General features: G+C 65.2%; 22 protein-coding genes. 12 read left to right on the top strand and 10 right to left on the bottom strand.

Going from position 1 to position 24,449, the window contains the following annotated elements:
• Nucleotides 1-13: 13 nt before the first annotated feature.
• Nucleotides 14-1,795: a methyl-accepting chemotaxis protein gene (locus A3CW_RS0103685; protein WP_028202360.1), complete on the bottom strand. Its 1,782-nt coding sequence runs from the start codon at nucleotides 1,793-1,795 to the stop codon at nucleotides 14-16.
• A 149-nt stretch (nucleotides 1,796-1,944) separates the two neighbouring features.
• A complete protein-coding gene (locus A3CW_RS0103680; RefSeq protein WP_028202359.1) occupies nucleotides 1,945-2,976 on the bottom strand; it encodes a LacI family DNA-binding transcriptional regulator in 1,032 nt (343 codons plus the stop codon).
• A 189-nt stretch (nucleotides 2,977-3,165) separates the two neighbouring features.
• On the opposite strand from A3CW_RS0103680, the gene A3CW_RS0103675 reads away from it, so the two are divergent.
• From A3CW_RS0103675 to A3CW_RS0103645, 7 genes are all read left to right on the top strand, one after another.
• Entirely contained in the window at nucleotides 3,166-4,338 is a 1,173-nt protein-coding gene (locus A3CW_RS0103675; RefSeq protein WP_028202358.1) for an ABC transporter ATP-binding protein, read from the top strand.
• Nucleotides 4,339-4,361: 23 nt separating this feature from the next.
• Entirely contained in the window at nucleotides 4,362-6,362 is a 2,001-nt protein-coding gene (locus tag A3CW_RS0103670) for a beta-galactosidase (RefSeq protein WP_028202357.1), read from the top strand.
• A gap of 61 nt (nucleotides 6,363-6,423) precedes the next feature.
• Nucleotides 6,424-7,686 carry an ABC transporter substrate-binding protein gene (locus A3CW_RS0103665; protein WP_028202356.1) on the top strand — a complete coding sequence of 421 codons (1,263 nt, stop codon included), beginning with the start codon at nucleotides 6,424-6,426 and terminating at the stop codon, nucleotides 7,684-7,686.
• Between the two features lie 93 nt (nucleotides 7,687-7,779).
• Nucleotides 7,780-8,742 (top strand): carbohydrate ABC transporter permease, encoded by a 963-nt coding sequence (locus tag A3CW_RS0103660; RefSeq protein ID WP_028202355.1) that lies wholly within the window; start codon nucleotides 7,780-7,782, stop codon nucleotides 8,740-8,742.
• Nucleotides 8,743-8,762: 20 nt separating this feature from the next.
• Nucleotides 8,763-9,614, top strand: coding sequence for a carbohydrate ABC transporter permease (locus tag A3CW_RS0103655; protein ID WP_028202354.1), 852 nt, complete (start codon nucleotides 8,763-8,765; stop codon nucleotides 9,612-9,614).
• A gap of 95 nt (nucleotides 9,615-9,709) precedes the next feature.
• On the top strand, nucleotides 9,710-10,213 hold the full coding sequence (locus A3CW_RS0103650; protein ID WP_211254035.1) for a pyridoxamine 5'-phosphate oxidase family protein: 504 nt from the start codon (nucleotides 9,710-9,712) through the stop codon (nucleotides 10,211-10,213).
• A gap of 122 nt (nucleotides 10,214-10,335) precedes the next feature.
• Complete coding sequence (locus A3CW_RS0103645; protein WP_028202352.1) at nucleotides 10,336-11,139, top strand: FRG domain-containing protein; 804 nt, start codon at nucleotides 10,336-10,338, stop codon at nucleotides 11,137-11,139.
• Between the two features lie 27 nt (nucleotides 11,140-11,166).
• Here A3CW_RS0103645 and A3CW_RS0103640 read toward each other — a convergent pair whose 3' ends face one another.
• A complete protein-coding gene (locus A3CW_RS0103640) occupies nucleotides 11,167-11,463 on the bottom strand; it encodes a YciI family protein (RefSeq protein WP_028202351.1) in 297 nt (98 codons plus the stop codon).
• A gap of 34 nt (nucleotides 11,464-11,497) precedes the next feature.
• Nucleotides 11,498-12,085, bottom strand: coding sequence for an NUDIX domain-containing protein (locus A3CW_RS0103635; RefSeq protein ID WP_028202350.1), 588 nt, complete (start codon nucleotides 12,083-12,085; stop codon nucleotides 11,498-11,500).
• Nucleotides 12,086-12,115: 30 nt separating this feature from the next.
• On the opposite strand from A3CW_RS0103635, the gene A3CW_RS0103630 reads away from it, so the two are divergent.
• Entirely contained in the window at nucleotides 12,116-12,934 is an 819-nt protein-coding gene (locus A3CW_RS0103630) for a DeoR/GlpR family DNA-binding transcription regulator (RefSeq protein WP_081771509.1), read from the top strand.
• A gap of 21 nt (nucleotides 12,935-12,955) precedes the next feature.
• Here the strand turns inward: A3CW_RS0103630 and A3CW_RS0103625 are convergent, their stop codons facing one another.
• On the bottom strand, nucleotides 12,956-14,092 hold the full coding sequence (locus tag A3CW_RS0103625; RefSeq protein ID WP_028202348.1) for a peptidyl-alpha-hydroxyglycine alpha-amidating lyase family protein: 1,137 nt from the start codon (nucleotides 14,090-14,092) through the stop codon (nucleotides 12,956-12,958).
• 266 nt (nucleotides 14,093-14,358) lie between these two features.
• On the opposite strand from A3CW_RS0103625, the gene A3CW_RS0103620 reads away from it, so the two are divergent.
• From A3CW_RS0103620 to A3CW_RS0103610, 3 genes are all read left to right on the top strand, one after another.
• Nucleotides 14,359-15,336 (top strand): helix-turn-helix domain-containing protein, encoded by a 978-nt coding sequence (locus A3CW_RS0103620; RefSeq protein ID WP_245623528.1) that lies wholly within the window; start codon nucleotides 14,359-14,361, stop codon nucleotides 15,334-15,336.
• Between the two features lie 160 nt (nucleotides 15,337-15,496).
• Nucleotides 15,497-15,796 carry a hypothetical protein gene (locus tag A3CW_RS45120; protein ID WP_028202346.1) on the top strand — a complete coding sequence of 100 codons (300 nt, stop codon included), beginning with the start codon at nucleotides 15,497-15,499 and terminating at the stop codon, nucleotides 15,794-15,796.
• 181 nt (nucleotides 15,797-15,977) lie between these two features.
• Nucleotides 15,978-17,531 carry a hypothetical protein gene (locus A3CW_RS0103610; protein WP_028202345.1) on the top strand — a complete coding sequence of 518 codons (1,554 nt, stop codon included), beginning with the start codon at nucleotides 15,978-15,980 and terminating at the stop codon, nucleotides 17,529-17,531.
• A gap of 58 nt (nucleotides 17,532-17,589) precedes the next feature.
• Here the strand turns inward: A3CW_RS0103610 and A3CW_RS0103605 are convergent, their stop codons facing one another.
• From A3CW_RS0103605 to A3CW_RS0103590, 4 genes are all read right to left on the bottom strand, one after another.
• Complete coding sequence (locus A3CW_RS0103605) at nucleotides 17,590-19,137, bottom strand: methyl-accepting chemotaxis protein (RefSeq protein WP_028202344.1); 1,548 nt, start codon at nucleotides 19,135-19,137, stop codon at nucleotides 17,590-17,592.
• A gap of 185 nt (nucleotides 19,138-19,322) precedes the next feature.
• Entirely contained in the window at nucleotides 19,323-20,579 is a 1,257-nt protein-coding gene (locus A3CW_RS0103600; RefSeq protein WP_028202343.1) for a citrate synthase, read from the bottom strand.
• 109 nt (nucleotides 20,580-20,688) lie between these two features.
• Nucleotides 20,689-22,017, bottom strand: a complete 1,329-nt coding sequence (locus tag A3CW_RS0103595) for an MFS transporter (RefSeq protein ID WP_035512252.1) — start codon at nucleotides 22,015-22,017, stop codon at nucleotides 20,689-20,691.
• Between the two features lie 71 nt (nucleotides 22,018-22,088).
• Nucleotides 22,089-22,847 (bottom strand): SDR family oxidoreductase, encoded by a 759-nt coding sequence (locus A3CW_RS0103590; protein WP_028202341.1) that lies wholly within the window; start codon nucleotides 22,845-22,847, stop codon nucleotides 22,089-22,091.
• 285 nt (nucleotides 22,848-23,132) lie between these two features.
• On the opposite strand from A3CW_RS0103590, the gene A3CW_RS0103585 reads away from it, so the two are divergent.
• A complete protein-coding gene (locus A3CW_RS0103585; RefSeq protein WP_028202340.1) occupies nucleotides 23,133-24,095 on the top strand; it encodes a 2-hydroxyacid dehydrogenase in 963 nt (320 codons plus the stop codon).
• 30 nt (nucleotides 24,096-24,125) lie between these two features.
• On the opposite strand, the gene A3CW_RS0103580 is transcribed toward A3CW_RS0103585, so the two are convergent.
• Nucleotides 24,126-24,395, bottom strand: coding sequence for a hypothetical protein (locus A3CW_RS0103580; protein ID WP_028202339.1), 270 nt, complete (start codon nucleotides 24,393-24,395; stop codon nucleotides 24,126-24,128).
• Nucleotides 24,396-24,449: the final 54 nt, after the last annotated feature.

The raw sequence follows: 24,449 nt of genomic DNA, 5'->3' as shown, positions 1-24,449 counted from the left end.
TCCTGACCCGCGTTTAGAAGGTTTCCCAGTCTGCCGCTTCGTTAGACGCGGTGGCCACGGGGCTGGCGGAAGCCGCCTTTGCCGTTGCCGCGGGTGCTGCGTTCGCGGCCTTGCGGACCGGCTTGGTTTGCGTGGCCTTTTCGCGCGCGGGGGCAGGGCGCTTGGGCGGTGCGGCCGGGCGCACGGCACGTGCGCGTTGAGCAGGCGCTGCCACCGCAGACGCAACCGCCGATTCGGCCTGCGCCCCGATCCGGAACACCGTCACGACATCGCGCAACCCGTTCGACTGCGCCGCCATCGACTGCGCCGCCGCCGATGCTTCCTCCACCAGCGCCGCATTCTGTTGAGTCACTTCGTCCATCTGCGCGACGGCGCGGTTCACCTGCTCGATGCCGGTGTGCTGCTCTTCGGAAGCCGCTGCGATTTCGCCCATCAGGTCGGCCACGCGGCGCGCCGAAACCACCACCTCGTCGATGGTTTTACCCGCTTCGTCGACGAGCTTCGTGCCTTCCGACACCTGCGCCACCGACTGCCCGATCAGATCCTTGATCTCCTTGGCGGCGGTCGCGCTGCGTTGTGCGAGGCTGCGCACTTCGCCCGCCACGACGGCGAAGCCACGGCCCTGGTCGCCCGCGCGCGCCGCTTCCACGGCCGCGTTGAGCGCGAGGATGTTGGTCTGGAAGGCGATGCCGTCGATCACACCGATGATCTGCTCCACGCGCTGCGAGCTGCTCGAAATCTCGTTCATCGTTTCGACCACGCGGCGCACGACTTCGCCGCCGCGCGCGGCGACTTCCGAAGCGTTCACCGCGAGCGTGTTGCCCTGGCGTGCGTTGTCGGTGTTGTGCTTGACCGTGGTCGTGAGCTCTTCGATGCTGGCGGCCGTTTCCTCGAGCGAGGCGGCTTGCTCTTCCGTACGCGAGGAAAGGTCCAGGTTGCCCGCCGCGATTTCCTTGGCGCCCGTCGTGATCGATTCGGCCGAGGTCTGGATGCGCTGCACGGTGTCGACCAGCTGACGCTGCATCTGCTGCATCGAATGGAGCAGGCTGTGCTGGTCGCCGGGCGCGAGATTCACATGGGCTGTGAGATCGTTTTCGGCGATGCGCTGGCAGATCTGCGAGGCGTATTCCGGCTCGCCGCCAAGACTGCGGCGGATCGTGCCGATGAGCCACATGAGGCCGAGCGTTACGGCCGCGCCGATCACCGTCACGAGCACGAGGTTGCTGATCAGCGCGCTGCGGAAGGCGTCGTCGATGTCGTCGGTATAGATGCCGGTGAAGATGTGCCAGTCCCAGCCCGGCACGAGGGCGGAATAGGTGATCTTTTCGACCGGCGCGCTCTTGCCGGGCTTCGGCCACCAGTAGCTGCTGTAGCCGTCGCCGCCCGTGGACGAGCTTTTGACGATCTCGAGCGCCACATGCGTGCCGCGCGGGTCGGTCATGTTCGCCTGGCTCTTGCCTTCCATCTCCGGCTTGGGCGGCACGAGCAGCGCCACGGCGTTGCTGTCGTAAATGCCGAAGTAGCCGCTCTGGTCGTCGCCATAGCGCGTGCCGCGCAGCGTGGCGATGGCGAGGCGCTTCGCGTCGTCGGCGCTCATGTGGCCGGCGGCCGCTTCCTTCTGGTAGTACGAGACCACGCCCAATGCGGTTTGCGTCTCCTGCTCGACCAGGGTCTTGCGGTCCGTCTCCATCCCCGAGCGCGTCATGAAGGCGTTGGCCACCACCAGCACGACGAGCGAGATCCACAGCAGCCCGACGATGCCCCAGGCTTTCTGATTCAACGTTGTTCGCTTCACGTTTGTTTTTCTCCAGCCATCTTCGATTTGTTTTCTCGTGACGATGCCGAGGTGCAGCGCCATCGTGTTTAACGGATGGATCGAACGGAACCTTAAGGTTTGCTTATGGGTTCTTTGCGCCGGATGGGGGTAGAGCGCCGATTCTTTCGCTAACCTTTCGCTCGCGGCGCCGCCGTCGAAGCCCGCACGACCAGCCGCGGCGCCGGGACCACGCACATGCGCGCGGCCGCGCCAGCGGCCGGATCCGGCGCTTCGACCAGCTCCGTCAGCAACTCGACGGCCAGCTCCGCCGCCTCGACCGTTGCGACCGCAACGGTCGTGAGTGCGGGCCGCGACTCGCGTGCCAGCTGAATATCGGTGATGCCGACCACGGAAAGCTCGCGCGGCACGTCGAGCCCGAGATCGGCGGCGGCCTGCATCGCGCCGAGCGCGGGCAGGTCGTTGGTCGCGAAGATCGCGGTGAGGTCGGTATGCCGCGCGAGCAACTCGCGCGTGGCTGCGTAGCCGCCCTGCGTCGTATCCGGCGCATAGCGTACGGGCGCGCCCGTGCCATCGAGCCCGGCGGCCTGCATGGCCGCGACGAAACCGTCATAGCGCGCCGCGTGGATGCCGGAAACCTTGCTGCCGACGATCGCGCCAATGCGCCGATGCCCGAGCGTCAGCAAATGCTGCGCGGCAAGCTCCCCCGCGCGCCGAAAGTCCACGGCCACGCACGGCAGGCCCGGCGGGTCGAGCGGCCGCTCCCACATGCACAGCACGACCGGCGCGCCGCGCCGCACGGTGGCGCGCAGGTCGGCAAAGTCGAGATTGGCGTTCATCACGAGCACGCCCGCCGAGAGCGTGCCCGCAATCTGTTCGAGGTAGGCGCGGCCCGTTTGCGGGTCGCCATCGGTATTGCAGATGATGAGGAAGCGCCCGCTGCGCCGCAGCGCATTCTCCACGGCAAGCGCGAACTCCGGGTAGAACGGGTTCGCGATGCTCGACACCATGAGCGCGATGGTGGGCGGCCGTCCTTCGGCGAGCGCGCGTGCCGACAAATGCGGGCGATAGCCGAGCGCCTCGACCGCTTCGAGCACGCGTTGGCGCGTGGCTTCGCCCACGCGCCCGCGCTCGCGCAAGACGTTCGAGACGGTGGCCGGCGTGACGCCGGCGCGGCGCGCGACTTCGTTCAGGGTCGGCATGCGATCTCAAAATATGGGAAGGCGATTCAACATTTGCATGATTGTGACGGCCACTGCAACATTGGCCCGACAATCAAAGCGAATATCGGAGACAAGGCAGCCAGATCGCATCAGCGATCGCTTTTTTATGGGCTGCCGATTAAGCGCTTAATCTCCGTGTCGCGCTGATTAGAACATGGAGACGGGACGATGGCGAGCATTTCGTTGCGCGGCGTTCAGAAGGCATACGGCGAGAATGCGCCGGTGATTCGCAACGTCGATCTGGAGATCGGCAGGAACGAGTTCTGTGTATTCCTCGGCCCTTCGGGCTGCGGCAAGTCCACGCTGCTGCGCATGATCGCGGGCCTGGAAGACGTGACCGACGGCGATATTTCGATCGGCGGCAAGCTCGTGAACGACGTGAGCGCCGCGCAGCGCGGCGTGGCCATGGTGTTCCAGAGCTACGCGCTGTTCCCGCACATGACCGTGTACGAGAACATGGCGTTCGGCCTCAAGCTCGCGAAAACGCCGAAGGCCGAGATCGATCGCAAGGTGCGCGAAGCCGCACGCATTCTTCAGCTCGAGGCGTTGCTCGAGCGTCACCCCAAGGCGCTTTCGGGCGGCCAGCGGCAGCGCGTAGCGATTGGCCGCGCGATCGTGCGCGAGCCCGGCGTGTTCCTGTTCGACGAGCCGCTTTCCAATCTCGATGCGACCTTGCGCGGCCAGACGCGTATCGAGATCGCGCGTCTGCATCGACAGTTCGAGCAGGCGAGCGTGGTGTACGTGACGCACGACCAGATCGAGGCGATGACGCTCGCCGACAAGATCGTCCTTTTGCATAGCGGTCAGGATACCGAACGATATGGCAGCATCGCCCAGGTGGGTGCGCCGCTCGAGCTTTATCACCGGCCCGCTAGCCGCTTCGTGGCGGGCTTTATCGGCTCGCCCCGCATGAATTTTCTGTCGGCGCGCGTGGCGGCCATCGAGGCAATCGGCGTGAGCGTCACGCTCGACGACAGCGGCGAAACGGTGCGGCTGCCGGTGCAGGGCGCGCGGCTCGCCGTGGGTGCGCCGGTCACGTTCGGCGTGCGTCCCGAGCATCTCGAACTGGTGGTGGAGGGCGTTGCCTCGCCCACCTCGCGCGATGCTCAGGATGCCTTGACGATTTCGCGTGCCATTACGCTGGTCGAGGAACTTGGCGAGCACAGCTATCTGCATCTCGATCAGCCGGGTGGGGCAGTGCTCGTCGCCAAGGCGCCAGGCGATGCCCGGCTCCATAGCGGCGACACCGCCCAGTTCCGTGCGAGCCCGAGCGCCTGCCATCTGTTCGCGGAAGACGGCTTCGCCGTTGCGCCGCTCGCCACCGCCGAGCAACCCGCATGACAACAACGAACGAGGACACAGGGATGCGTCTTGGAGTCTGCTATTACCCGGAGCACTGGCCGGAGGCCATGTGGAAAGACGACGCCGCGCGCATGAAGGCGCTGGGCATCGCGCAGGTGCGTATCGCCGAGTTCGCGTGGAGCCGCATCGAGCCCACGCCCGGCGAATTCGACTGGGGCTGGCTCGATCGCGCGATCGACACGCTCGGCGCCGCCGGCCTGCAAGTGGTGATGTGCACGCCCACGGCCACGCCGCCCAAGTGGCTGATCGACCAGCATCCGGACATCCTGCCCGTGGGTGCCGATGGCCGCGTGCGCGGGTTCGGCTCGCGGCGGCACTACGACTTTTCGTCGCCGGCGTATTTCGAAGCTTCGCGGCGCATTTGCGAGGCGGTCGCCGCGCGTTATGGCCAGCATCCCGCGGTCGCGTACTGGCAGACTGATAACGAGTACGGCTGCCATCAAACGGTGGTCAGCTACTCGCCGGCGGCGGTGCAGCGGTTTCGCGAATGGCTCAAGGCGCGCTACGGCAGTATCGACGCGCTCAACACCGCCTGGGGCACCGTGTTCTGGAGCATGGAGTACCGCAGCTTCGACGAGATCGAGGCGCCCGTCGGCACCGTGACCGAGGCGCATCCGTCGCACCGGCTCGACTACCAGCGCTTCGCCTCCGACGAAGTGCAGCGCTACAACCGCATGCAGGTCGATATCCTGCGCGCGCATTCGCCGGGGCGGCCCATCGCGCACAACTTCATGCAACTCTTCATGGAGTTCGATCACTACAAGGTCGCCGCCGATCTCGACGTCGCGACGTGGGACAGCTATCCGCTCGGCGCGCTCGATCAGCAGTGGTACGCGCCCGACGTGAAGGCGCGCTATCTGCGCACCGGCCACCCGGACTTCGCCTCGTTCAATCACGACGTGTATCGCGGCATGTCGAAGCTGCCGTTCTGGGTCATGGAGCAGCAGCCCGGCCCCGTGAACTGGGCCCACTGGAACCCCGCGCCGCTGCCCGGCATGGTGCGCCTGTGGAGCTGGGAGGCGTTCGCGCACGGCGCAGGCTGCGTGTCGTATTTCCGCTGGCGCCAGGCGCCGTTCGCGCAGGAGCAGATGCACGCGGGCCTGAATACGCCCGACAACCGCCCCGACCTCGGCAGTGCGGAGGCGGCGCGCGTGGCCGAGGAAATCGAGGCCGTGCTCGCGGCGGCGAAGGGCGGCCGCGACTTCGACGTGAAGACGCCCGTTGCGCTCGTGCTCGATTACGAGGCGAAGTGGCTCTTCGAGATTCATCCGCAGGGCGCGGATTTCCACTATCCGCGCTTCGCTGTGGAGTACTACTCGGCGCTGCGCGCGCTCGGCTTCGACGTGGATATCGTTTCGGTGCACGCGCCGCTCGACGGTTACCGGCTCGTGGTCGTGCCGCCGCTGCCCGTCGTGCCCGACGACTTCGCGCAGCGCCTCGCCAGTTCGGGCGCGCAAGTGGTGATCGGGCCGCGCACGGGTTCGAAAACCGTCGATCTGCAGATTCCCGCCAACCTGCCGCCTGGGCCGCTCGCGGCGCTGCTGCCGCTGCGCGTGTGGCGCGTGGAGTCGCTGCGGCCCAACATCAGCGAGCCGGTGCGCTTCGACCTGGACGGTGCGCACGAAGGCCACGCGCGCCACTGGCGCGATCTGATCGAACTCGGTGCCAACACCGGCGAAAACGAATGGGCCGTGCCGGAAGTGCGCGCGACGTTCAGCGACGGCCATCCCGCTTACGTGAAGAGCGGCGCCGTCCACTACCTCGCGAGCCTGTTCGACGAGGCGAGCACGCAGGCGCTCTTCGCGCGCGTGGCGCGCGAAGCGGGGCTCGCGCCGCAGCCGCTTGGCGACGCCATCCGCGTGAGCCGGCGCGGCGGCTTCACCTGGGTGTTCAACTATGGGCCGGGCACGCACACGCTTTCTGCGGATATTCCCGACGAGGCAATCGTGATCGGCTCGCGTACGATAGAACCGCAGGGCGTGAGCGCCTACCGTACGCAATAGACGCATTGCGCAGTTCCTTCCGATGCAGCACCGACAACGACGTATAACCAAGGAGACACGCATGATCGGCAAGACCTTTAGACCACGCACCCTGCTCGTTGCTGCGACGCTGGCGGCGGGCGCGCTTGCAGGCGCGTTCGCGAGCGCGGAGCAGGCCGGCACGCTCGAAATGAACATTGCCTACAAGGGCGCAAGCCAGCGCGCCGTGTGGGAACAGGTGATCGACGAGTTCAAGAAGACGCACCCCGGCACCGACGTGAAGGTGTCGTTCGTCGACGAGGAAGCCTACAAGGTCCAGTTGCCGAACTGGCTCACGACCGCGCCGCCCGACATCGTGAACTGGCACGACGGCGAGCGCATGGCCTACTACGCGAAGCGCGGCCTGTTCGCGGACCTTTCGGACGACTGGAAGAAGAACAACTGGGACAGCATGTACGCCTCGACGAAGGAGGCTTCGTCGTACCAGGGCAAGCAGTACGCCGCGCCCACGGTGTATTACTCGTGGGGCATGTTCTATCGCAAGGACCTGTTCGACAAGGTAGGCATCAAGAGCGAGCCGAAAACGTGGAATGAATTCCTCGATGCCTGCAAGAAGCTGAAGGCCGCGGGCATCGCGCCGATTGCCGTGGCCGGGCGCGACGCGTGGACGCTGGCGGGCTGGTTCGACTATCTGGACCTGCGCCTGAACGGCAACGCGTTCCACCAGAAGCTGATGGCGGGTGAAGTGCCGTACACCGACCCGCGCGTGAAGAAGGTCTACGTGACGTGGAAGCAACTGCTTGACGACGGCGACTTCATTCCCAATTCGCTCTCGTACGATCTCGATGCGGCGCAGCCGTTCCTGTTCCAGGGCAAGGCCGCGATGATGCTGATGGGCACCTTCATAACCGGCGGCTTCAGCCCGACGGTCAAGCAGCAGATGGGTTACTTCCAGTTCCCGATCATCGACCCGAACGTGCCGACCGCCGAAGACGGTCCGGTCGAATCGCTGCATATTCCGGGGAAGGCGAAGAACAAGGCCGATGCGCACGCGTTCCTCGCGTTTGCGGAGACGCCCGAAATTGGCGAGCAACTTGCCAAGGGGCTGGGTTCGCTTTCGGCCAACAGCAAGTCGCCGGAGCCTGACGACCCGATTTCGAAGATCGGCTTCCAGATCCTCTCGAACACGAAGGGCGGCATTGCGCAGTTCTATGACCGCGACATGACGAAGGAAATGGCCGACGAAGGCATGAAGGGCATGCAGCAGTTCGTGTCCGATCCGACCAAGCTCGACTCGATTCTCGCGCAGCTGGAGCAGACGCGTCAGCGGATCTACAAGAAGTAAGCCGTTTGAAGTGAGGGCGGGCGGTGCGTTCTGCTGTTACGCTGCCGCCCGCCACGGAGCCTGAAAAGGGAGGTTTTTGCCGTGAGACAGGCAGTGAGTCATACCGTTGCGCATCGCGTGGACGGCGCTGCGCCGACGGGTGGCGAGAACGGCGGCATGCCGCACGCAAGCGGGCGGGGCATTCAGCCGCGCCGACGCGCGTCGCCCACCGCACGGCGCCAGCGCCGTGCCGCGTGTCTCTTTCTCGCGCCCGCGGTGATCATGTTCGCGGTCTACGTGATCTGGCCGATTCTCTCCACGCTGCGTCTCTCGCTCTACAACTGGGACGGCATGACCGAAGCGAGCTTCGTGGGTCTCGCGAACTACATCGAACTGTTCCACTCGCCCACGTTCTACACGGCGCTCAAGAACAACGTGATCTGGCTGGTGCTGTTCCTGCTCGCGCCGCCCATGGGCCTCGCGATCGCGCTGTACCTCAACCAGGCCGTGGGCGGCATCCGCATCGTCAAGTCGCTGTTCTTCGCGCCATTCGTGCTTTCGGGCGTGGTGGTGGGCCTCATCTACTCGTGGTTCTACGACCCCACGTTCGGCCTGCTCGCGCTCATGCTGGGCCGCGGCATTCCCGTGCTCGGCGACCCGAACTACGCCACGCCCGGCATCATCTTCGCGGCGCTCTGGCCGCAAACGGCGTACTGCATGATCCTCTATCTCACGGGCCTCACCACGCTCAACAGCGAGCAGATCGAGGCCGCGCGCATGGAAGGCGCGAAGGGCTGGACCATGCTCTGGCACGTGATCCTGCCGCAACTGCGGCCCGTCACGTTCATGGCCGTGGTGGTCACGGTCATTGGCGCGCTGCGCAGCTTCGACCTCATCTCCGTGATGACGGGCGGCGGCCCGTTCGAAAGCTCGACCGTGCTCGCGTATTACATGTACGACCAGGCGATCAAATACTACCGGCTCGGTTATTCGGCCGCGATTGCCGTCGTGCTGTTCGCGATCATGCTGCTCTACATCGTCTATCACCTGCGCCGCCTGCTGCGCAGCGAGCACTGAATCCGCTACGAGGAGCCCACATGTTTCCGATTCCGGTCGACAAATGGAAGCCCGCGTCGCGCCGCCTGTACAAGCTCTCGCTGCCCGTGGCGCTCGTTATCTGGCTGCTGCCGCTCATTGCCGTGCTGGTCACTTCGGTGCGCTCCACCGAGGAACTGAGCGAAGGCAACTACTGGGGCTGGCCAAAGCACTTCGCGATGATCGAGAACTATCGCGACGCGCTCACGACCTCGCCGATGCTCCATTACTTCTGGAACAGCGTGCAGATCACGCTGCCCGCCGTGGCCGGGGCGATCGCGCTCGCGGCGCTGGCGGGCTATGCGCTGGCCATCTACCGCTTTCCGGGCAATTCGGCGTTGTTCGCGACTTTCGTTGCGGGCAACTTCGTGCCGATCCAGGTGCTGATGATTCCGGTGCGCGATCTCACGCTCAAGCTCGGGCTCTACAACACCGTTGGCGGCCTGATCCTGTTCCACCTTTCGTTTCAGACCGGCTTTTGCGCGCTTTTCCTGCGCAATTTCATCAAGCAGCTGCCGTTCGAACTCGTGGAGGCCGCGCGCATCGAGGGCGCGAACGAATGGACCGTGTTCGTGCGCATCGTGCTGCCGCTCATTCGCCCGGCACTCGCCGCGCTCGCCATTCTCGTATTCACGTTCGTCTGGAACGACTACTTCTGGGCGTTGTGCCTGACCCAGGGCGACGACGCCGCGCCGATCACCGTGGGCGTTGCGGCCCTCAAGGGGCAGTGGACCACGGCATGGAACCTCGTTTCCGCAGGCTCGGTCCTGGCTGCGCTGCCTTCGGTGATGATGTTCTTCGCGATGCAGAAGCACTTCGTGGCGGGGCTCACGTTCGGCGCGACCAAGGGCTGAACGGTCGATGAAAGGCGGGGCGATTTGACTTCGGCGCGGCGCTACGGTCCAATTTGGAACGACCCGACGCACGCAACACCCGCAAGGAACGCCCCATGCAGCACAACGAACCGGCCCCGCAGGCGATGCAGCCCGCATCGCCCACGCAATTGCCTGCCGCGCTCGTGCGCGAATTCGACGGCGAGCACCTCGAAGCGCGCCTCGCCGATGCGGTTCGCCTTTCGACCGTCAGCGAGGACGGCTGGCCGCACGGCGCGCAACTGAGCGCGGGCGAGATCCTGGCCGTGAACGCGACCACGCTGCTCATCGCGGTCTGGCCGCAGTCCAGTACCACCGCCAACCTCATACGCGACGGCCGCCTCACGCTCTCGCTCGTGCATGACGGCGCGCTGCTGGAGATTCGCGCACGCTCGCACGCCGTGGCGCAGCGCCAAACGGCACTCGCATTGAGCGTATTTCGCGTGGAAATCGAATCCGTCACCGAGCATCGGGCGAAGTATGCCGAGGTGCTGAGCGGCGTGACGTTCCGGCTCTACGAGCCCGCGCAGGTGCTCTCGCGCTGGCGCGAGCAGGTCGCCATGCTGCGCGCATTCGCCTGAGTTCGCATGCAGTGCGCGGCGAAACCTTCGTGATGTTGTCATTGTCGATGTGCTAGCGTGTCCAGCAGGGCGCGCTTCACACGACCCTGCGCAACGCAGAAACAAACGCTACCGGAACCACGATGCAAACCACGGTACTCACAGACTGGCAGCAGTTCATGTCGCTGACGACGCAGCTCGACGGCTGGGCGTTTCGCGGCCAGCTGAACGCGCAGTGGCACCTGGAAAGCTCGCTCACGCGCTACATGCGCGACTACGTGGGCGACCGGCTGCAATGGCGCCAGCGCGAGGAGCGCGCCATTCGCGTGTTTCGCCGCAAGGCGCACAATTTTCTCGCGCATCCGGACCTGCTCAAGGACGACCTGCGCTGTCTCGCGCTCATGCAGCACCACGGCGCGCCCACGCGGCTGCTCGATTTCACCAAGAGCCCGTTCGTCGCGGCCTTTTTCGCGCTCGAACGCGCAACCGGCGACGCGGCCGTCTACGCGCTGAACACGCCTGCGCTCTGGAACAGCCGCGCGCTGCCCAAGGCCAATCCCACGCTCACGCGCGACGTGATCGACCCGCGCGCGCACGACAACTTCGAGCGCTACTTCTTTAGCAACACGAACGAAATTCTCTGGTCGGGCGAACCCACGGAGATGGACGACCGGCTCGTCGCCCAGTCGGGCACGTTCGTCGTGCCGGGCGTGATCGACAAGCCGTTGCAGGCCATTCTGGAAGGCTACGAGAGCCACGAGGAACTGCTGCACAAGATCGTGCTGCCCGAGCGCATCCGCATGGACGCGATGAAGTGGCTCTACCGCATGAACATCACGAATGCGTCGCTGTTTCCGGGGCTCGACGGGCTCGCGCGATCCATTGCGGTGGAGCTGGAGATCGTGTGGTCGGGCATGGTGGTGCCGGTTGCGGGCTCGCCGAACTGAACCGGCGCTGGCCCGCAGCGGCCACACTCACGGCGTTTCGGGCCGCGGCAGATTGAGGCCGGGCGCGAGGCGCGTGGCCTTGAATTCCGTCACTTCGAAGGTGGCGACCCCCTGCTGAGCGAAGGGATCGGCGGCGAGCAGCGCATCGAGCCGCTCGCGCGGCATATGCGAGGCGATGATCACGCCGCCGTCGCGCGGCATTTTCGGGCCGGCGGCGATGAAATTGCCGGCTTCGAACTGTGCGTCGAGGTACGCGCGATGCGCGGGCAGGGCGTCGTCGATGCGTTCGAGCGAAGCGGTATAGAACAGCGAAACGATGTACATGGGTGGTCGGTAGAAAACGGGCGAAGCGTGTATGTTAGCGCGCGAGACCGCGCAACGCCGCGTGCTGTAACAGCATGATCGTCTTGCCGTCCACGATCTCGCCGCGCTCGATCATCCTTAGCGCCTCGCCAAGCGGCACTTCGGCCACTTCCAGATCCTCGCCTTCCTCCTCGACTCCGCCGCCCGCGCCGGGCCGCTCGGCGGGGTCGTATTCGCCCAGGTAGAAATACAGCTTCTCGGTCACGGAGCCGGGGCTCATGTACGCCTCGAACACCTTGCGCAGGTTGCGCACGCGGTAGCCCGTTTCTTCCTCGACTTCGGCGCGAATGCGCTCGTCGGGCGCGGCGTCGTCGAGCAGGCCGCCAGGGGCCTCGATCATCATGCCGTCGTGTCCGTTGACGAACGTCGGCATGCGAAATTGCCGCGTGAGCACGACGTTGCCGCTGCGCGGGTCGTGCAGCAGGATGGTCGCGCCGTTGCCGCGATCGTAGGTTTCGCGGCTCTGGCGCTGCCATGCGCCATTGCTGCGCAGGAAGTCGAAGGTCACCTTGCGGAGCACATACCAGTCGTCGGACAGCACGGTGGTTTCGATCATTCGCACGCGGTCTTTCGTTGCAGTCATCTCGTTCCCCTTGGTCAGCGTTCGCCATTCATGGTATCGTGCAGTTTCGTGCAAAATCAAGAAAATTCGTGCAAACCGGTTCGTGCCATTCTCATGCTCACAGAACAACGAAAGAAAGCGATACTCGCGGCGCTCAAGCGCGACGGCCAGGTGCTCGCCGGCGAACTGAGCGCGCAATTCGGCGTTTCCGAGGACACGGTGCGGCGCGACCTGCGCGAACTGGCGGCCGAAGGCCTGTTGCAGCGCGTGCACGGCGGCGCGCTGCCGGCTTCGCCGGCGGTGGCGCCCATTGCCGAGCGGCGCGGCATGGAGGTGGCGGCCAAGCGGCGCATTGCCCAAAAGGCCGCGGACATGATCGCGCCGGGGCAGGTGGCGATCGTCGATGGCGGGACGACTTCGGCGCTCCTGGTCGAGTGCCTGCCGCGCGATCTGCAGGCGACCATCGTCACGCATAGCCCCGGCGTCGCGGTGGCGCTCGCGGAGCATCCCGCCATCGAGGTCGTGCTGATCGGCGGGAAGCTCTACAAGCATTCGGTCGTCACCGTGGGTGCGGCGGCCGTGGAGGCGATCGCGCACATCCATGCGGACCTGTACTTCATGGGCGTGACGGGCGTGCACGTACAAGCCGGTCTCAGCACCGGGGATTTCGAGGAATCCTATGTAAAGCGCGCACTGGCCGCGCGCGCGGCCGAAACGGTCGTATTGGCGTCGGCCGCGAAGCTCAACGCCGCCTCGCCGTACTGCATCGGTCCGATCGGCATGGCGCAGACCATCGTCGTCGAGCGTTCGACGGATGCGAAGCTGATCGAGCCGATCGAGGCGGCCGGCGTGACGGTGGTGCGCGCTTGAGTGCGTGAGCGCGCCGTCGTGCTAGGCGTGCAGCACCAGCTTCTGCACGCGCCAGTTCAGCAGCTCGGCGACGAACAGCACGTTTTTCGCGGGACACGCCATTTCGTGGATCCAGCCGAACTGCTTCAACTGCTTGCCCGATTCGCCCAATACGCCGAGCAACTCGCCGTCGAGACTCAACTTGTAGATGTGCCCCGGGTAAGCGTCGGAGCTGTACAGCACCTGATCGGGCCCGGGCGAGATGCAGATCGCCCACGGCGAGCCCGGCGCGAGCGTGCCCGCGGCGATCGTCGCTTCGTCCGGGACGTTGCCGATGGCGGGCCGCGCGCCGGTCGGCACGGGAACGTCGATCGTGAATTGCCGCAGGAACTTGCCATCCGTATCGAACACCTGAATACGCCGGTTGCTTCGGTCTGCGACATAAATGCGGTCCTGCGCGTCGACTGCAATGCTGTGCGGCGTATGGAACTGTCCGGGCCCCGTGCCGCGATCGCCCCATGACTTGAGCCAGTTGCCGTCCTTGTCGACCTTCGCCACGCGCGAATTGATATAGCCGTCGCTGATGTAGGTGTTGCCGACGGCGTCCCAGGCGACGTCGGTGACCTGGCGAAAGCGTCCGGGCTCGGCCGGCAAGGGCGGGTTCGGATGCTTGAGCGGCGCCGTCTCTTCGTCGGACGCTTCCTGCTTGCGGCCGAACACCATCGCCACGCGGCCTTCCGGCGTGAACTTGATCACCATGTCCGAGCCCTTGTCCGTCACCCAGATGTTGTCCTGGCGGTCGATCTTCACGGTGTGGGCAAACGACCACGCGTACAGGTTATGGCCGATCTCCCTGACGTACCGTCCATCGGCCGCAAATTCGAGTAATTGCGCGGCGGCGGCGCCATAAGCCGGCCCCGTGGTATTGCCGCGCGAGAGCACGAAAATATGTCCGTGCGAATTCACCGCGACGCCGGAGCATTCGCCGAAATACCTATCCACCGGCAGCCGCACCGGATTGGCAATGGAATCGTAAGCGATGGACGGAACTGTTTGCGTCTGGCCGAAAGCCGGCGCGGCGGCGAGCGCTGCGGTTGCCGCGAGGAACTGGCGACGCGTGAACGCGCCCTGTAACAGGCCGCCACAGCATGGGCAGCCGATGGAATGAAGCGGGCTCATCGAACCTTCCTCCTCTTCGTCGAAGACGACGGCGGGCGTTGTGCATTGCAACCCTTTCGGCGCATGAAACGGCTGCCCGTCCTGCGCGTAGCAAGGCGCATTCCCCGTAGCCAATATTCCTTGATGCGCGCACCCTAAAGAATTTGCGCGCGCAACCGATAGCGCAGTAGTCGAGGATACCCATCACGTAGTCGTTTCGCAAACCAAGGTGGCCCATGAGCCCAACGCCCAATTCCCTGCCTCATTCCGCGTTCGATACCAGCGTCTTGTCTCGCGACCAGCAGTTTTCCGCGTGGCGCGAGGCGGTGAGCGTCATCTTCGACACGCAGACCGCCGAATCGCGCGACGCGGGATTCGGCACCAGCGTGAGCGGCTACCTGTTCGGCGACGTGGTGCTGGGCTCGATACGCACGGGCGCGCAGCGTTACGACCGCTCGAACGCGAAGATCGGGCGTGACGGCCACGACCAATATGTTCTGCAGTTCTATCTAGGCGGCCATTGCCGGGCGCGCGACGGGGGCCCGGAAGCGTGTACGCAACCGGGCGACATGTTCATCGTGGACGCGGCCCAACCGCTCGCGACCGAAACCACGCAAAGCGAATTCCTCAATCTGGCGGTGCCGCGGCGCTTGCTCGCCCCTCTGCTGACGGCGCCCGACCAGCAGAGCATGCGCGTGATACGCGGCGCCGATCCGACGGTCGCGCTGCTGCGTGAGCATCTGGGCGCGCTTTACCGGCACGCCTCGCAGATGACGCTCACCCACGCCCAGGCCGTCATGCCCGCAACGCTTCAGCTCGCGGCCAGCGCGCTCAACGCGAGCGTGAGCCCGGAGCACATGCCGGCCGTTCAGCAATGCGGGTTCGTATCGATCTGCCGCTATGTGGAGAAGCGCCTGAGCGACCCACAACTGAACGCGGAATTCGTGGCGCGTGCATTCGGCATGTCGCGTGCCACGCTGTACCGCCTTTTCGAGCAGGAGGGCGGTTTCGCGACTTATGTGCGCGAGCGCCGCTTGCGGCGCTGCCGTGAGATGCTCGCCGACCCGGCGCGACGTGGCATATCGATTGCCGACATTGCCGCCTCGCACGGCTTCACCGATGCCGCGAATTTCACGCGCGCGTTTCGCCGCTCGATTGGCCTCTCGCCGCGGGCGGTACGCATGCTGGCGCTCAGCGGCGATACCGAACTGGCGAAAGAGTCCGGGGCGGACGACTGGCGCTACTGGATGGCCTTGATGCGTTGAGCATGAAACGCGCGGATCGTGCAAGCCGCGTGTGAGACAAAACAACAAGTATTTGAGACATAGCGACAGATTTGGCCCCAGGTACTGCCGATTCATTGCCGCGTCATGCGCCGCCTGCAAAGATGCAGACGCCTGCGAGATCCAGGCAAACGGGGGAAATATGAAAAAGGCCCACAAAAGGCCGCGTCAAAGCGGCCTGTACTACTACGAAGCGGCGTATTCGCTCGAACTCGCGCGCGGCGCGTCGCATATTTCCAGCATGCTTTCGACGGCGACACAGGAAGGCGCCGTGCACGAAGTCATGCACGAATTCATCGCGACGCGCGGCAGGGCCGAGCTGGACGTGTTCTGCTGGCTGCTGGCCGAGCGGCTGGAAAAGCGTGGCTGCGCTGCGGCTGCCATGCAAGCCCGGGACTTCGACGCGCCCCGCCGGACGCCTGAGTTGGCCTGCGCAAGCTGAGCCGCAAACGGCTCGACCTACGCACGTGCCCGTATGGGCAGGTGAAAGCTCAACCTAAAGATTTCGTAATACGTGACGATAGAGCGATAGAGCAGTTGGCCGCGCCGGCATGCTGGCGCGCGGCGCCATTTTGCGAACGGCCCGGCGAACCGCAGGGCGAACAACAAGAACGCATCGAGCCATGACCACGCTATCGTCCCTGAATGCCGCCACGACCCTCGCGCTCACGCCTCTCGTGAGCAGCGTGATTCCCACCGCCGAGGCCGACACCGACGTGTCCAGTCTCGCGGCGCTCTCGCCCTCGACCATCGTCACGATTCCTTCGGCAAGCGGCGTTGCCGTGCTTCAAACCTATACGCCCGAAGGCACGCTCACCGGCACCGCACCGGTGTTGAGCTGGGCGAGCGACAACAGCGATATCGTGTCGCTCAGGATGGCGGGCAACTACGCCCAGCAGACGATGGCGGGCCATTTCGCCGGACTGGGCAGTGCGCTGCTCGATCGCTTCAAGACCACGGGCAGCGACTACGCGCAGTCGGTCAGCGTTTCGTCGGCAAGCGGCCTGGCGCCCGTGGGGCAAGGATCGAATGGCGCAGTGGGCCAGATCGGCCTGACGATTCGAACGAAGAGCGGCGTGACGGTCGAGATCGAACTGGGCAGCGAAGACGGCGGCCTCTCGGTGAGCATCAAGAGCAGCGGCACGCTGAGCGAGAGCGAACGCAGCGCGCTGGCGAAACTGTCGGACGGCTTCCAGCAGGCCATCGACGGCCTGAGCGCCGTACCGCCCAAGCTCGACTTGAGCGGCCTCGCACAGTTCGACACGTCGACGCTCGCTTCGGTGAACTTTCAGTACAGCGTGACGGGCAACGGCAACGAGAATATTTCGGCGAGCTACGCGCAGGACAGCTCGGCGCGCAGCCTGAGCGTCACGAGCGCCGCCGGCACGATGAACCTCAAGGTCGACACGAGTCATTCCGCGCTGTGGGGAACGGGCGCGCAGCGCGCGGCATCGATAGCGAGTTATTTGCAGCAGTTCGATCACGCGAATGCGCGCGGACACGGCAACGCCGCGCTGATGTCGATGTTCGAAGACGGCTTTACGCAAATGAACGAGGACTATGGCACGCCTTCGGGCGAGACCTTGCCGGGAGCCGCGTACGCGCCGACGCTGCAGCAGTCGGATCAGGCCATGCTCACGGGTCTTGCCGACTTCAGTGCGTCGATCACGGACACGAGCGCTTCGCCCAATCCGATGCGCCCTGGTGAAGTCGATTCATTCTCGTATCAGGTTGCGCAGAGCACGCAACTCGAAGGCACGGCGCGCGAGGGCAGGATCTCGCAGATCCAGCAATCGCATTTGAGCGCGAGCTACCATCTGGCGTTGCAGGGAGGGGCTGCGCCAGTCCTCACGTCGTCGAGAAATTCGCAGAACTACGACTACGTGCGGATCGACGATAGCGCTCAGAGCGCGGTGCAGATGGCGACGGCGCGCGGCGTACTGCTGAATGCCACGCTGAGCCAGTCGTCGGAGCAGAATACACGTGATTCGAAGTACGAACGAGGTGTGCTCGTCTCCGACGTGAACACGCCGAAAGACACCTCGCGCTCGACGGACCTGCTTTCGATGCTCGAACCGCTGATCGAGAAAGGCGACGCCACGCGCGACACCGCCGCATGGCAGCAGGCGCTTGCCAGGATCCACGGCATGATCTTGCTGAAAAGCGCGTCGAATTGAGGTGGCCGGTTCTCACCGGCCCCGCCTCGATCGAGCGGCTCTAACGCCTGTCCTGCGCTCAGTGCGTGAGCCTGAACGCCCCAACTGCATCGCGCAGGGAGTCGGCCTGCTCGCTGAGCGCCATGGCGGCCGCGGCCGCTTCTTCCACGAGCGCGGCGTTCTGCTGCGAGACCTGGTCCATCTGCGAGACCGCGAGATTCACCTGCTCGATGCCGTCGCGCTGCTCTTCGGACGCGTTCGCGATCTCGTGCATGATGGTCGTCACGCGGCCAATGGACTCGCCAATCTCGTTCATCGTCTCGCCGGCCGAGCGCACATAGTCCGAGCCCGTCGAAACGTGCTCGACCGATTCAGCGATCAGCGTCTTGATCTCTTTGGCGGCCGCCGCCGAACGCTGCGCAAGCGAGCGCACCTCGCTCGCAACCACGGCGAATCCGCGGCCCTGTTCGCCCGCGCGCGCGGCTTCCACCGCCGCATTGAGCGCGAGGATATTGGTCTGGAAAGCAATGCCTTCGATGATGCCGGTGATATCGGCGATCTTCTGCGAGCTGCCGTCGATGCGCTCCATCGTCTGCACTGCGTTGCTCACGACCTGCGAGCCGCGATCGGCGACTTCCTGCGCGCTGTTGGCGAGCGTTTGCGCGGTGCGCGCGTTTTCGGCGTTCTGCTTGACCGTGGCGGTGAGCTGCTCCATGCTCGCGGCCGTTTCCTGCAGCGAGGCCGCCTGCTCTTCGGTGCGCTGCGACAGGTCGTCGTTGCCGGCGGCAATCTGGCGCGTCGCCGTGGAAATGGACTCGGAGCTGTGACTGACCTTGCGCACTGTCTGGGCGAGCGCGTCCTGCATGGCCTTGAGGCTCGCCACGAGGCGGCCCATTTCGTCGCTGGAACGCGTTTCGAGGTTGGCGGTCAGGTCGCCGTCCGCAATGCGCTGGAGCGCGCCCTGCACGTTCTCGAGAGGCGCTGCGATCGCGCGGTGCAGTCCCGCGGCGCACACGCCCGCCACCGCGAGACCGAGCACGATCAGCGCGATGCTGCCGGCCCGCAGCCACGAATAGCGGTCCTGCGCGCGGTCGAACGCCTGCTCCCCATGGGCCTTCTGCCATGCCTCGAGCGCGGTCGAGGCCTTGGTGAGCGCGACCGAGAGCGGCGGAATGCGCTTCATCGCGATATCGTCCTGAGCCTGGCGGTCGCCTTGCTTGATCGCGGCCATGAGCGGCTGGATGCCTTGCTCCAGCATGCCGGTGAGGGCGGCCTGAACGCCGTCGGCGAGCGCCTGCTCTTCGGGGGCGTGCGGCAGCGAGCGGTAGACCTCCCAGGCCTTGTTCGAGGTGTCGAGATAGTTCTGCGCCTTGTCGAGCAACGGCTGAACGTCGGGCGCGTCGGGGTGCAGGAGGATGCGGTCGAGCGTCGTGCGCGCGATGGTCAGATTCAGGTTCGTCTTGCCGATGTTGATGGCGGCGACCAGTTGGTTCGAGTAGGCATAGCCGAGCGCCGTATTGGTGCGCGACATGCCCGCAAGGCCGGAAACGCCGGCTGCCACGATCAGCAAGGCCAGTACGCCGACCGCGATGCGCAGACGAACAGAGATAGAGAGTCGTGCAAACACGAAGTTGGCTCCAGAACGCGAGGGGCTAGGTAGCAGAAAAACGATCGTGCTTCGCGCGTGAGACGGCAAAGCACTGAACATGTTTACGGCGCTGGCCGAAGGAACTGAAGGTCGGCGGTGGAACCCGCTGGAACCGTTGCGCAATGGTGGTTTTCCCCAGTCAAGCGGGGAGAATTGTGCGCGCCTCAGCGCGCCACGGACTTGAAGAGGCGGTTCTTTTCGAGTGTCGCCGCGTCGGGCGTTTTGGTGTTGTCTTCCGTGCTTGCGGGGGCGCCAGCGTCTTCAAGCGCGGGTCCGGTGTAGCGGCCGCGCGGGCGGATCACCTTGCCCACCCTGAGCTGTTCCATGCAATGCGCGAGCAGCCCCACGCAGCGCGCCGTGGCGAACAGCGCGAACGAGGCGTCCCGCGGCAGCTTCAGTTGCGCGGCGAGGGTGGCGAGCGCCACGTCGATATTCGGTTTGAGGCCGGTGAGCGCCACGACCTTCTCGATGAAGGAAACGAGCTCTGCGGGCGGTTCCAGCACTTCCAGCAAGGCGTCCGCGCGCGGATCGCCGTCGGGATAGAGGTGGTGCCCGAATCCGGGAATGGGAATGGCCGACTGCAAATGATGGGCGACGACGTGCTCCGCGCCGAGCCGGCCCACGTCGTCGAACACCGCGCGCACGCGGCCCGAGGCGTCGCCGTGCAGCGGGCCGGAGAGCGTGGCGAGGCCCGTGAGCAGACAGCCCGGCAACGAGGCGCCGGTGGACGCCGTGATGCGTGCGGCGAACGCCGAACTGGTGATCTCGTGATCGGCCACGAGCACCATGGCGCGGCGGATCAGTTCCGCGCCCGCGCGGCCCTGGCCCCAGCCTAGCGCGAGGCGCTCGTGAACCGGCAGCGGGGTGGCGTTTGCCGATGGCTCGCCACGCGCGCCGAACGCATGGGCGATGACCGCCACGAGCCGGCCCGCCTCGACGTGCAAGGCCGTGTCGGTGCGCCCAAGCGTCGAGTGGCCGCGCGCCGCGATGGCCGCAAGCGATGTGAATGCGCATTCGCGGCCGCGCTCGTCGCCGTGCAGGCGCACGTCGGCGGCTTCGAACGTCACGTCCGCGCGCGCGTTCCAGAGCAGGGTGGCCACGTCTTCGAGCGTGGCCGTCTGCGCCATGCCGATGCTGTCGCGTCCCCGGTAGTACGGCCGGCCCTTCGAAAAGGTGGTGATGCTGCTGTAGATACAGGGCTCCGCGCCGAAGATCGTGCCCGCGGCGAGCGCCTCGCGCTTGCGCCCCACCTGTTTCTTGCGGCACAGGCTGGCGACGTCTTCGGCGCGGTAGAGACTCTTGCGCGGGTCGTGCGGATCGGGCATGACCGCGATATTGCCGCGGCTTGCATAGGCATAGACGGTCTGCGCCTGCACGCCGAGTTGTCGGGCGGCTTCAGTCAGGGTAATCCAGTTTGGCATGGCAGGGCAGACGGGCAGTGCGGATATTCAGCGGCAATATTGACGGCTTTTCAGCGAAATGTCATCCCGGCGGGCGCGCGCACGAAGCTCTCGCGCCCGCGTGCGAGTGTCAGAGTTCGATGCGCGAGAGCTTGCCGAGCAGCAGCGAATACGAGAGCGTGCCGAGCAGACAGATCGCGCCCATGAGATTGAGCGCCCAGTAGAAGTGCCCGGTGTGCTGCGTGATATAGCCGATCATGAGCGGCGTGGTGACGCCCGCGATATTGGCGGCAAGGCTCGTGATGCTGCTCGTGAGGCCTACATACTGACGCGGCGCGATTTCGGAAACGGCGGCCCACGACATCGAGCCGATGCCCTGCGCGAAGAAGGCCACGGTGAGAATGGCGATCACGACTTCGTTGGATTCGACGAAGTTCACGAGCACGATCGAGGCGCCGAGCATCGTGCCGATGATGAGCGGCGCCTTGCGCGCCGCCGAGATCGACACGCCGCGCCGGATAAAGAAGTCCGAGAGAAAGCCCGCCGAGAGAATGCCGATCGTGGCGCCAATGAAGGGCATCGCCTGGAAAATGCCCACCTTGATCATCGACATGTGACGCGCTTCGATCAGGTAGGTCATGAACCACGTCGTGAAGAACACGAGCAGCGTGTTGTTGCAGAACTTGCCGAGGCAGATGGCGAGAATCTGGCGGTAGCTGAGCAGCTTGAGCGCCATGCGCCAGTCGAACTTCTCGCGCGGCTTGCGCGCGGCAGGTGTTGCGCCCTCGTTGATGTATTGAAGCTCCGCGGCGTTGACCGAACCATGCTCGTGCGGATCGCGATACAAGCGATACCAGACCATGCTGAAGAGAATGCCGAAGCCGCCCGTCACAAAGAACACGGTGCGCCAGCCCCAAGCCGAGGAAATCCACAGCAGCAAGCCGGTGAAGAGGGGCGTGCCGATGTATTGCCCCATCACGTACACGCTCGTTGCGAAGCCGCGTTCCTGCACGGGAAACCACAGCGTGACGGCGCGTGTGTTGGACGGGAAGGCCGGCGCTTCGAGTGCGCCCATGGTGAGCCGCGAGCCGAGCAGCATGTGATAGCCGCTCGCGAGGCCCTGCGTGAGCGTGGCGATCGACCAGCCGACGAGCGAGAGCGCATAGGCCACGCGCGAGCCGAGCACGTCGGTGAGAATGCCGCCTGGCAGGAGCGCGATCGAGTAGGCGAGGCCGAACGCCGCGAACAGCTCGCCCATCTGCATCTTGTTGAGCGCGAGATCTTTCGACAGCCCGGGCGCCACGATCCCCAACGCCGAGCGGTCGACGAAGTTGAGCACGGTCGCCACGAGCAGCATCGAGAGCACGAAATACCGGACCCTGGTGCGCTGTGCACGTTCCGCACTTTCCACGTAAGCCTGGCTTTGCGCGGGCAACGCTTGTTCCTCTACGACTTTCATCGGTGTCTCCAATATCGGTTCTGACGCCTGCTTTTCTTATGTTGGGCGTTCAATCTGGGCGCAGCGTTGTGCTATCCGCGGCCGACAAACGGCATGGCGCTCGCCATGATGGTCATGTTGAGCACGTTGGCTTCGAGCGGCAGGCTTGCCATGTGCACGACCGCATTCGCGACGTGTGTCACGTCCATGCGGACCTCGGGTGCGAGGCGTCCGTCGGCCTGCAGTACGCCCTTGTTCATGCGCTCGGTGAGCGGCGTCGCCGCATTGCCGATGTCGATCTGGCTGCACGCGATGTTGTACGCGCGGCCATCGAGCGCGATCGATCTGGTGATGCCCGTCACGGCGTGCTTCGTGGCCGAGTACGCGATGGTGTGGGGCCGCGGCGAATGCGCGGAGATCGAGCCGTTGTTGATGATGCGTCCGCCTTGCGGCGACTGTGCCTTCATGAGCCGGTACGCGGCGCGCGCGCACAGAAACACGCCGGTGAGATTGGTTGCGACCACATCGTTCCAGAAGTCGACCTCGTAGTCTTCCAGCGGCACGGCGCCCGCATTGCGTCCGGCGTTGTTGAACAGCACGTCGAGGCGGCCGAAGGTCTGCGCGATTTGCGCGAATGCGTGTTCGACCGATGCCGCATCGGTCACGTCGCCGGTATACGCATGCGCTTCTCCACCCGCATTGCCGATGAGTTCCTTCGTCTCCAGCAGCGGCTCGATGCGGCGGCCGATCAGCGCAACCGCGAATCCGGCATGGGCGAGCGCCACGGCGGTGGCGCGGCCGATGCCGGAGCCAGCGCCCGTTACGGCGGCGACCTTCTTCGATGCAGTCATGGCGCGTCCTCTTCCCGATTCCATTGAACACGGGAAAAGAATTGCATTCGCGTCAGGCACGCAGCAATCTTGATTCGTTGAATCAACATCCGGGGCCTTGATAACTGGGCGCCGGATCAGGGTTTTCCTGATGCGAAGGGAAGCGCGGAGCAGCGTGTACACGCGCGTTGGAACGAATACAGGGCCACAGCGTTCACCAGAACTTGATTCGCCGAATCAACATTGACCGGCTGGCAGACGCTTCCGTAGTCTCTCGACGTCTGTCCATACCCAAAGGAAAACACCATGCCGGAAAATCAACGTGTGAGGCTCCTGATCGCGCGAAAAGTGCCCTCCGCAGTCGCGAAACGCGCGGTGGCCGAATTCCATGCCTTCGTGACCGACGCCGATATGGACGCGTGGTCCGTGGTCGACTTCTGCAAGCGGCACGAGGTGCCGGCGGTGCTCATCGGCAAGAAGTCGGGCTTGCAGGCGGAGCACATCGCTGCGCTGCCTGAGTCGGTGAAGATCATCGCCAATGCGAGCGCGGGCGTCGATCACCTGGACGTGGCCGCTGCGCGCGAACGCGGCATCGTCGTCACGAACGCGCCCGATGCGTTGACCGAATGCACCGCCGACTTCTCCATGCTGCTCGTGCTGGCGGCCTGCCGGCGTGCATCGGAGTACGAACGGATCATGCGCAACGGCTGGGGCAAGTCGTTCGGCATGACCGACATGCTCGGCACGCGCGTGCATGGCAAGACGCTGGGTATCGTGGGGTTCGGCCGCATCGGCCGGGCGGTGGCGAGGCGGGCGCTCGGCTTCGGCATGCGCGTGATCTACACCGACATCGACCGCGCTGCGCCTGCCGCGGAGAACGGCGCGACGTATTACGCGAGCTTTGAGGACATGCTGCCGCACTGCGAAGTGCTCACGCTGCATGTGCCGGGCGGCGGCGCGCCCCTGATGACGAAAAAGGAATTCGGACTGTTGCCGAAGGGCGCGGTGTTCATCAACGCGGCGCGCGGCGGCCTCGTGGATGAAGACGCCCTTTACGACGCCTTGACCTCGGGGCATCTGTTCGGCGCGGGCCTCGACGTGTACCGCAACGAACCCAATGTCGACCAGCGCTTCGCCCGCCTCGACAACGTCTTCCTCTCGCCGCACATGGCGAGCGCCACAGTGGAAACGCGCGACCAGATGGGCTTTACCGCGCTGGATAACGTGGCCGCCGTGCTGGACGGCCGGCCCGCGTTGAATCGGGCTTGATGCAGGTGGGCGCGGCTGGCGCCGTTCGCATTAGCTGCGCCCGGAATGCCCGAATCTCTTGAGCACGAGCACGCAGAGCGCCGGCAAATGCACGACGCCCATGCCGCACGCGATCACCGCCCACGGCGGCGCGATCGTGCCGGACATCATCGCGCCGACCACGCCGAAGCACAGGCCGGCCAGCAACAGCGTGGCGTGGGCGAGGATGCGCTTCGGGCCTCGCTCGGTGAAGCGCGGAATATTCACGTGGACATACACCACGATCAGCAAGGCGACGGTGGCAACGGCGGGGAACAGCATGTTCGAATCCTCGAGTCCAGCAGCGATGACGGTAGAGTCTTCGACTTTAAGGGA

The sequence above is a fragment of the Paraburkholderia nodosa DSM 21604 genome, assembly GCF_000519185.1.
Lineage (GTDB): Bacteria > Pseudomonadota > Gammaproteobacteria > Burkholderiales > Burkholderiaceae > Paraburkholderia > Paraburkholderia nodosa.
Note: the sequence above shows the minus strand (reverse complement) of the source record. Positions and strands in the feature narration are given on the sequence as shown.